The sequence below is a fragment of the Methanococcoides sp. genome (assembly GCF_030594565.1).
GTDB classification, from domain to species: Archaea; Halobacteriota; Methanosarcinia; order Methanosarcinales; family Methanosarcinaceae; genus Methanococcoides; species Methanococcoides seepicolus.
Genome location: NZ_JAUVEY010000093.1, coordinates 1 through 8,755, shown reverse-complemented (window position 1 = coordinate 8,755; position 8,755 = coordinate 1). Strand labels below are relative to the sequence as shown.

10 protein-coding genes and 1 pseudogene are annotated in these 8,755 nt (G+C 42.2%); 6 read left to right on the top strand and 5 right to left on the bottom strand.

Annotated features, from left to right (window positions below; translation table 11 throughout):
* The first annotated feature begins 144 nt into the window (after positions 1 to 144).
* On the top strand, positions 145 to 1,230 hold the full coding sequence (locus tag QAS77_RS08415; protein WP_250868010.1) for a (Fe-S)-binding protein: 1,086 nt from the start codon (positions 145 to 147) through the stop codon (positions 1,228 to 1,230).
* Between the two features lie 46 nt (positions 1,231 to 1,276).
* On the opposite strand, the gene pyk is transcribed toward QAS77_RS08415, so the two are convergent.
* Both pyk and QAS77_RS08405 read right to left on the bottom strand, forming a co-directional pair.
* On the bottom strand, positions 1,277 to 2,710 hold the full coding sequence (gene pyk, locus QAS77_RS08410) for a pyruvate kinase (RefSeq protein WP_305064910.1): 1,434 nt from the start codon (positions 2,708 to 2,710) through the stop codon (positions 1,277 to 1,279).
* 92 nt (positions 2,711 to 2,802) lie between these two features.
* Complete coding sequence (locus QAS77_RS08405) at positions 2,803 to 3,060, bottom strand: hypothetical protein (RefSeq protein ID WP_250868008.1); 258 nt, start codon at positions 3,058 to 3,060, stop codon at positions 2,803 to 2,805.
* 367 nt (positions 3,061 to 3,427) lie between these two features.
* Between QAS77_RS08405 and QAS77_RS08400 the strand changes: the two genes are divergently transcribed.
* Positions 3,428 to 3,634: a hypothetical protein gene (locus QAS77_RS08400; protein WP_305064908.1), complete on the top strand. Its 207-nt coding sequence runs from the start codon at positions 3,428 to 3,430 to the stop codon at positions 3,632 to 3,634.
* Positions 3,635 to 3,753: 119 nt separating this feature from the next.
* Here QAS77_RS08400 and QAS77_RS08395 read toward each other — a convergent pair whose 3' ends face one another.
* Together QAS77_RS08395 and QAS77_RS08390 are read right to left on the bottom strand one after the other, a co-directional pair.
* Entirely contained in the window at positions 3,754 to 4,443 is a 690-nt protein-coding gene (locus QAS77_RS08395) for a diphthine--ammonia ligase (RefSeq protein ID WP_305064906.1), read from the bottom strand.
* Between the two features lies 1 nt (position 4,444).
* Positions 4,445 to 5,920: an asparagine synthase-related protein gene (locus tag QAS77_RS08390; RefSeq protein WP_305064905.1), complete on the bottom strand. Its 1,476-nt coding sequence runs from the start codon at positions 5,918 to 5,920 to the stop codon at positions 4,445 to 4,447.
* A gap of 240 nt (positions 5,921 to 6,160) precedes the next feature.
* Between QAS77_RS08390 and QAS77_RS08385 the strand changes: the two genes are divergently transcribed.
* The 4 genes from QAS77_RS08385 (at position 6,161) to purQ (ending at position 8,527) form a co-directional block, all read left to right on the top strand.
* The gene (locus QAS77_RS08385; protein WP_305064904.1) at positions 6,161 to 6,778 is read left to right on the top strand and encodes a tetratricopeptide repeat protein; all 618 of its coding nucleotides are present in this window, start codon (positions 6,161 to 6,163) and stop codon (positions 6,776 to 6,778) included.
* Between the two features lie 104 nt (positions 6,779 to 6,882).
* Positions 6,883 to 7,428 (top strand): CDP-alcohol phosphatidyltransferase family protein, encoded by a 546-nt coding sequence (locus QAS77_RS08380; protein ID WP_250868003.1) that lies wholly within the window; start codon positions 6,883 to 6,885, stop codon positions 7,426 to 7,428.
* Positions 7,429 to 7,582: 154 nt separating this feature from the next.
* On the top strand, positions 7,583 to 7,831 hold the full coding sequence (purS, locus tag QAS77_RS08375) for a phosphoribosylformylglycinamidine synthase subunit PurS (RefSeq protein ID WP_250868002.1): 249 nt from the start codon (positions 7,583 to 7,585) through the stop codon (positions 7,829 to 7,831).
* The gene (purQ, locus tag QAS77_RS08370) at positions 7,832 to 8,527 is read left to right on the top strand and encodes a phosphoribosylformylglycinamidine synthase subunit PurQ (RefSeq protein WP_305064903.1); all 696 of its coding nucleotides are present in this window, start codon (positions 7,832 to 7,834) and stop codon (positions 8,525 to 8,527) included.
* A 94-nt stretch (positions 8,528 to 8,621) separates the two neighbouring features.
* Here the strand turns inward: purQ and QAS77_RS08365 are convergent.
* Positions 8,622 to 8,755: pseudogene (locus QAS77_RS08365) on the bottom strand (IS1 family transposase); the annotation flags it as partial.

The window sequence follows — 8,755 nt, the reverse complement described above, 5'->3', positions numbered from 1 at the left end:
TGCTGCTATCAGGGTCAAGAAAGGAGTGACATGATACCGAATGGTAAGGACACTGATGAAGATGATCGTGAGAACAAATAAAAGCAGGGATTCTATACGAGATTTGATGTATCAGGACATATATGATAGCATCGGAGCAATAATATGGATGAAGACCTGCTTGCCGTTAGTTATTGTATAGACTGTGGAAAATGTTATGATGTCTGTCATATCGCAAAGGTCACGGACAACAAATATACACCCCGATCGAAGATAATGCTTTTACAGAAACTTATCGATGGTGATGAGCTTGATCAGGACGAGGTGGACGATGTTTATCTTTCCACCAGATGTGGTGCCTGTGACGATGTATGCCCCATGAACATTCCGATCACCGATATCATTCAGAGGGAAAGGACGATACTGGCAGAACAGGGAAAGGAACCTGCAAGAACATCACAGATATGCAAGAACATCATCGAAGCCGGAAGCCCCGGAAGAAAGGATGCCACACTGAGGAACTCCTGGATAAACGATGAGATCGAGCTTTCCGAAACATCCGATGTTGCTTACATGACCGGTTGTTGGATAGCATTTGCACATCAGGATATCGCCCGCTCCACCATCAAGCTGCTCAACAAGGCAGGTATCACCCCAAGAGCTATACCCGAAGAGAAATGCTGCGGTCTTTTCCTCATTGACAACGGTCATATGGAAGAAGCAAAGGAATACGCCAAAGAGTATGTCGAATATCTTGAATCCCTCGGGATTAAAAAGATAATAGCTTCCTGTCCTGGCTGCTATATTGTCCTGAAGGAAGAATATGCCAGGCTTTTCAGGGAACCTAAATTCGAAGTGGTCTATTCTCTTGAATTGTTCAGAGACCTGATACAGGAAGGCAAGCTCGTTCCCAAGGCATTGGACAGAAAAGTAGCTATACGAGATGCCTGTGCCATTCTGGAGATGTCAGACATTCCAAGAGAGATACTAAGGTCCATGCAAGTCGAGGTCAAGGAGATGTTTGGCGGTAAACACGGATGCTGCGGAGGACCTGCAGGTGTGAAACCGAACTTCCCGGAAATCTCATCAAAGGTCGGCATGATAACGATAGAAAAAACAAAGGATTATCCTGACGGTGTTGTCTCTTACTGTCCGTTCTGCTATCATCATCTTGAGGATGTATGCCGACAAGAAGGAAAAGAGTTCAGGATAAAGGATATTACTGGACTGCTTTTGGAGAGCGTTCTTTAAGAACACATCTCCCCCATGTAGAACAAATAATTAAATGATCGAATGATCACTCGACCAAATGCTCGATCTCGATTATTTTCAGCAGGTTGGTGCCGCCAGAATAGCCTTGTGTCAGAACGATCGTGTCACCGGACTTGCCTATCCCTCTGGACAGGAGGGCACCAAGCACTTTCTTTTCAAGATCGTCACTGCCATCGTATACAGAAAGCGGATAGACACCGTAGGAATATGCCAATTGTTCACATGTAAGGTCAAGATGGCTCATGGCGATTATCCAGTTCTCCGGCTTAAAGCGTGAGATACGCCTTGGAGTGGCCCCGGAGTAAGTGGGTGTAACTACGAATTCGATGGATAATTTACGAATTGCATCATAGACCTGCAATGAAATGACATCACTTATCCCCATCTCAGTCTCACCAATGGCATCCCTGATGTTGCCCATTCCACTACCTGTACTATCACGCCATGCTTCAGTCTTTTTTGCAATCCTGACCATCGTATGAACGGCCTCCAACGGATACTTACCAACTGCGGTTTCTCCAGAAAGCATGATAGCATCGGTGCCATCAAGAATAGCATTTGCAACATCCGTAGCTTCGGCACGTGTTGGTCGCACGTTATCGGTCATGGATTCGAGCATATGAGTAGCGGTTATCACCGGAATTCCACGTAGATTGGCCTTATGTATCAGTTCTTTCTGTACGATGGGAACTTCCTCTATTGGAATTTCCACACCGAGATCACCACGTGCTATCATCAAAGCATCGGTAGCGTCCATGATGTCATCGATATTTTCGACCGAGGGACCTCTTTCTATCTTCGCCACAAGGAATACTGGCCTTCCTTTTTTAGCAGCATGGTCCCTTATCTTCTGTATGTCGGAACCCTGCTCGATGAACGAGACACTGAAGCAGTTCACTCCCTCTTCCAATGCAAAATCCAGGATCTCAAGGTCCTTTTCAGTGACAGGATCAAGCAAAAGATCGATCCCGGGAAGATTCACACCCTTGTGGGATGAGAGCTGACCACCTACGATCACTTCACATTCAGCCTCATTGCTACAAATGCCACTGCACCTCATCTGAATGAAACCATCATTGAAATAAACATTCGACTTTTTGGCGATACAGTAAGGAAGCTTATCAAAGTCCACCGGAATAAGGTCCTTTGACCCTACGATCCTTTCAGTGGTCAGTTTCACCTTATCCCCCTTCTGTAAATTTATAGGGGAATCTTTGATCTCGCCTACACGTATCTTTGGTCCCGGAAGGTCTGCCATCACCGAAACAACAACGTTGAGCTCATCACACAGCTTTTTTATCAGCCGGATAACTTTACTATGGTCCTCGAAACTGCCATGCGAGAAGTTGATCCTCGCCACGTTCATTCCTGCAAAGATAAGCTCACGCAGCATTTCTTCCGAAGAAGAAGCAGGTCCTATAGTACATACGATCTTGGTCTTGTGGTCCGGCAGATTCATTTATCTCACTGCTCAATTATTGACTGGCTGACTTAAAACATTACCTTTTTTTGACCAGAGACTACAAAAAAAGAAGGGAAAAACAAATACAATTATTTCAACTCTTCAGTATCAGCAGAATAGACAATTGAATCGCGGGCGTAAATACCCCGCTTTTGTGAAGGATTTGCATCGAAAAGCTCTTTCATCTCATCAGAATGCCCTATAAATCTCTCATTAAGCATATTGATATAAGTGGTCAGTTCAACGATCTGTTCATCCAGATCAGCTATCCTATTATCCTTCTCATCCAGCTGGCGCTTAAGCTCATCTATCTGCCTCTGGATCTGCTTGAACGGGTCATTTTCCATATAGTATACCTCTTAAGAAATTATGAACGATAGATATCATGATCGTAGTGTGATTTAATGGCTACTGAACTGATAAAGGTTATTGTGTGAACTAACCAACTTGCATTTAAGATACCTTTCACAATTGGAATAGATGCATTTCTTTAAGCACCACATGAATTTTAAACAGAAGCCACAATAAGCCTAATAGGACTAGGATCTTTGCTACATCAATGTTTAAATCTACCACCCCGATCAAAAGATTGGTCTTTTGGCTTAAATGAATACTGTTCGTTTGAGATAGGTGCATTTGAGATATTGGTAACTGCAACATCAAAAACCAGTAAATATTTCAACTTCCTTTAGATATACTAAATGGGGGCTATCAATGAAAGACAAAAAAGACAAAAAAGACAAAAAGGAAGAAGATATCGAATTACCTTCATTGGATGATGAGATCGAAAGCTGGTGCGAGATATCCACTGAAAATTCCGATAGCAAGAGTGCTGATGACCTTGTGATCGATGAATGGTGCAAGGGTTCAGAAGGCGAAACTGATACAAAAAAAGCAACTGAAAAGAAAGATACAGAATAAAGCCTGTTGACCTTATTTTACTGCACTTATACAGAGATTCAGGTTCTTATTCCTATTTGTAGACTTATATTCCAATCCCATTCTTATTTTGGCAGATTTAGTTCTTAAGAATACTTATATCAGCCCTTATCCACAAGCACAGCATCCTCGATAATTACCCTCGCCGTATATTCATCCCTCTCGACAAGATCATACTTGTTTATCTGTATCCTCTTTTTGAACATTGGTGCATCGATGACAAAACTCTCGAACTCACCACCTTCCCCTGCAATGTTCAAGCCGATCTTTTCATTGAGCTTTACGAGCTTATCCACTTCATAAGCAGTAATTTCCTTTCCTACCCAGCCACTGTCAAGACCATAAGCAGCTATACTGCTGAAAATGAACCTGAATCCATTGTCAAGCAGTTCCCGCATTTCCTGCTCCTGGTCCATATGCCACAATGGTGAGAACACATCGAGGCCAAGCTCATTGCATATCTTTTCGATCCTGTCCTTCTGATAATTGGAATACAGTGCGCCTGTCACGATCCCTTCGAGACAGTATTCCTTCTTTGCTTCCAGGATGGCATTTTTTAGATCATCAAGCTCAAGCTCCTTCTCTCCCTCTGTAAAGGTCTCCAGAAGAGGGAATCCCATGGCTTCTGCCTGCAACCTTGACAGGTCGATGTTCGGGGTATGGAACATATATGAATCAGGATTTTTGCTTTTTATAGTGATCAAACACTCAATTGAATTTCCTTTTTCCTGCATTATATGCAATGCATAGCAGGAATCTTTGCCTGAACTGAAAAGAACGCCGAGTTTCACTTTATCTACTCTCCTGAAAACTATTGATATAATCGGTCTTATTCGCAAAACCTGCTCTTTTTGCAAGCTTCTTTAAAGCCTGATCGAACCTGCTACCATACTGAGCAGCTTTCTTCCCCCTCTCGGTCACATACTTTGGTAACCCAAGCTCCTCACCTGCCTTTCGCAGGATGATCTTGTTCATCTCATCGGAGATCTTATACTCTTTTGGAATAGCGAGGGCAAATTCCACAAACTTCTCATCAAGATAGGGAAGACGCACTTTCGCTCCCGTGAACGCCGCGACCGTATCATCGCGATACGTGTTCACTTCATGCATTTCCATGATATCCCTGATACAATCCTCATTTACAGATGCTGAACTTTTGAACCTGTTATATCCGGCAAAAAGTTCATCAGCTCCGGCACCTGCGAACAATATATTTATGCCATCATTCTTTGCCGCCTTACATGCCGCATACATCGTCAATGCGACACCTGTCTTCGGAACGGTCGCATCCTCTATCAAAGGGACAACTGTACTTAGATACTCTTCCACAGTATCGAGACCGATCTCATGCACATTTAATTCAAGTTCAAGCTCATCTGCCAGCTTTCTTGCACAGGTGATATCCGGTGACGGGACCTGCCCTGAAAGTCCCACCGTATAACAATTACATATTACGCCTTTGGCTTCAGCAAACCCTTTACAAAGCAGGGCGAGGATAGTGGAATCAATTCCTGCTGAGAACATTACACCAAAATCCTCATCCGGCACACGTATAGAGACCGCGTCTTTAAGCAAAGAAAGAAGACCATCCCGGACCTCCACAAAAGATCCCTGATGTTCTGCAAGTCCCTGCAAAAATTCTCTATCGTATACCTTTATAGTATCGTTTTTAAGATCGTAGCATAGGATCTGCCGAGGATCAAGTTCCACCACTTCATGAAGCCCGGACATCTCTATGAACTTCTTTTCCGAAGCGAATGCAAAACCGGAAGATACGTCATACCAGAGAGGTTTTATACCGATCCGATCTCTTGCGAGAAACAGTTTATCACCTATATGAAAGGCAATTGCATAAACCCCGCGAATAGTCCTTAATGAACTATCAAAACGTTGGAACATCTCATGATCACTGCAGTTATCAAGGCTGAAAGTATCCTGCAAAAGTCGTGTCAGAATTGACATGTTCTCCACAGCATCACAATGAAGTTCACACGCAAGCTCATCTAAATTGTAGATGTCAGTATCTCCGATAAATTCGAACTGGTCTGATGATGAACTCAATGGGGATGAAGCTGCCAGACTATCAAAACCTATCATGGCTTCATTGAGTGACATGGACTGTATTTCAGAGGCAGAACACACCTTATGAATACCATCGCCTGTATAGATGAAAGCTTTATAGTCACCACGAGATTCCATTTCATTAAAGATCTTAACCATACTGATGGAAGAAGAAGCTAATTTGAAGAAACCTGCGATTCTGCCCATGTAGTTTGAACACTTGTCTACCATATATTTATGTATCGGAAATTGACACATGGAATATATACAGTGATAAAATAAGACATCAAAATTACTGACTATTTAGTAATGAACCACTGATTATATATTCTAATTATGCACTAATAATGAAAGTCCTTTGGAATAAAAAGCCATAAAACATTGTATATTTGATAATCGGTATGCTTTTATTTATTGTTTCAAAAATAAAAAAGGAGTTAGACTTTAGTGGAAGGGAAAGGCAAGACAGTAGAGCAACTATTCCATATGGGATTCTATGCGGAATACCCGGATGAGAAGATAGAGTACTATTCTGCAGTACTTGAATCCGAATCAAAGGACCCCCTGTTATGGAACGAAGAAGCTATCGCATTGGTCTGGACCAACACCGGCATTGCATATTGCGACCTTAGCATTTATGATAAAGCCATCCACTGTTTTGAAAAGGGCCTTGAGCTCGACACCGATAATCCTGATATATGGTACAACAAGGGTATCGCTCATTCTTATGTTGGTGAGCATGAAGAATCGATCAGATCTTATTCAAAGGCTCTTGATATCGACCCAAAATATGATAATGCGTGGATAAATAAGGGAATTATATTTGACATGCTTGGCAGATATGAAGATGCAATTGAATGTTATGAGAATGTCCACAGTAGCATGGAACTTAATTCAAAATACACCATTAAATGGAACAAAAAAGGTGTCGCTTACTACCACATGCAAAAATATGAAGAAGCCATCACTTGCTTTGCAAAGGTCTTGAATGCAGATCCCGATTATAAAGATGCAAAGATCAATATGGCCGCAGCAATGGCAAAACTAAAACGCGATGAAGCATAATAATCAGATCCAGCCTTAAGTTGTACAGTCAGACAGATGATCCTTGATCTCATGAGGGATAAACTATTTTCAATGAACTGAAGAACAATATTAGAACACTTGCATTGCCAATTGCAAAGAATATTCCGATCTCACCAAATGTGCTGACCGTGATAGGCCTTGGCATCAGTTTTCTGGCTGCCATCGAATTCGCCACAGGGGATCTGATAATGGGAGCTGCATATATAATGATAAGTGGCATATTTGATGTTCTTGACGGAGCCGTTGCAAGGGTATCAGGGATGATAACACCTTTTGGAGGAGTACTTGATTCGGTATGTGACAGATATGCTGACGCAATTATCTTTGCCGGGATCATCTACGGTTCAATAACAGGCGTTATACATCAGCCCACATTCTTACAGGCACCATTGTGGCTATTATGTATAATCGCGCTGATCGGTTCTTACATGGTCAGCTACACGCGTGCCCGTGCCGAAGCCGCAGGCTCTTCATCAATGAACGTTGGTATCGCAGAGAGGTCTGAGCGTATGATCATACTGGTACTGGGAGCATTCAGTTCTCAGATCATGGTCGCAGTGGCACTTATCGCAATACTTACACACGTAACGCTTTTACAAAGGATATGGAAAGCCAAACAAACCTTATAAACCTATATATAAGATAATAATTTAAGGTACAAGATATCGATCAGATAATGACCACAACACATTAAAGAAGAGATCATTTTCAAAGCGATATTTTTAATTGCTTGGTGTCCATTAATAGCCATAATCACATCATAAGTAAACACAGAGGAAAAAAATGCAATACCGTGCAGAAGTAACCATAGAACGTAAGTCAGGAATGCTGGACCCTGAAGGCACTACTATCAAGAGAGCACTTGAACACCTTGGCTACCACACAAATGATATCAAGACCTCAAAGAGATATATCATCGATCTCGAAGAAGAGTCCGCAGAGCTGGCAGAGACTAAAGTTGATGAAATGTGCCAGAAACTTATTGCAAACCCGATGATCCATAATTATACGATCGACTTGAGGGAAGTTTAAATGACTATCGCCATCATTCAATTTGGTGGAAGCAATTGCGATCTTGACGTTCTGCATGTACTGGAAGATGTTGTCGGAACAGATGCAGAACTTGTCTGGTACAAGGAACACGACCTTGATAAGTATGAAGGTGCAATTATCCCCGGAGGATTCTCCTACGGCGACTACCTTCGCGCAGGTGCTATCGCATCAAGGACACCTATTATGGACTCCATCAAGAAGATGGCAGACGAAGGAAAGCCTATAATGGGAATTTGCAACGGATTCCAGATACTTACAGAATCAGGTCTCTTGGATGGAGCACTTACCACCAACGAATACCCAAAGTTCAGATGTGAATGGACGAACTTGAGGGTCGAGACGAACGATTCACCTTTTACATCCGCATTCAAGAAAGGAGAGGTCATCCGCATACCCATAGCCCACATGGAAGGTAATTTCTACGCAGATGAAGCAACCCTTTCGAAAATGGAAGACAATGATCTCGTAGCGTTCAGATATGTTGACAGCGAAGGTCATGTGACCGAAGAAGTAAACCCCAATGGTTCACAGGAGAACATTGCAGGGATACTCAGCGGCAACAGAAATGTAATGGGTCTTATGCCTCACCCTGAAAGGGTATCTGAAGAAGTCCTCGGTTCCAATGACGGGATCAGGATGTTCAAGTCAATGGTAGAGTATATTTCAAGCAGGTGAACACCTGTTATACTCCCATTATCTTTTTATTCTTTTTTTGGCTCTGTAGAAAACCTATTTTCCGTTTAATTTTAACATAAAATTTTAGGCATTGTTAACTAAACATAGCGAACTCTTTATTTCTGTACTTCATCAAAAGAAGAACAGAGTACTTCAGCATTTCAAGACTCTTAGTATAACACTTTGACTTTCTTCTCAATCTTGCCAGAAAGTGCCTAATTATGCTGT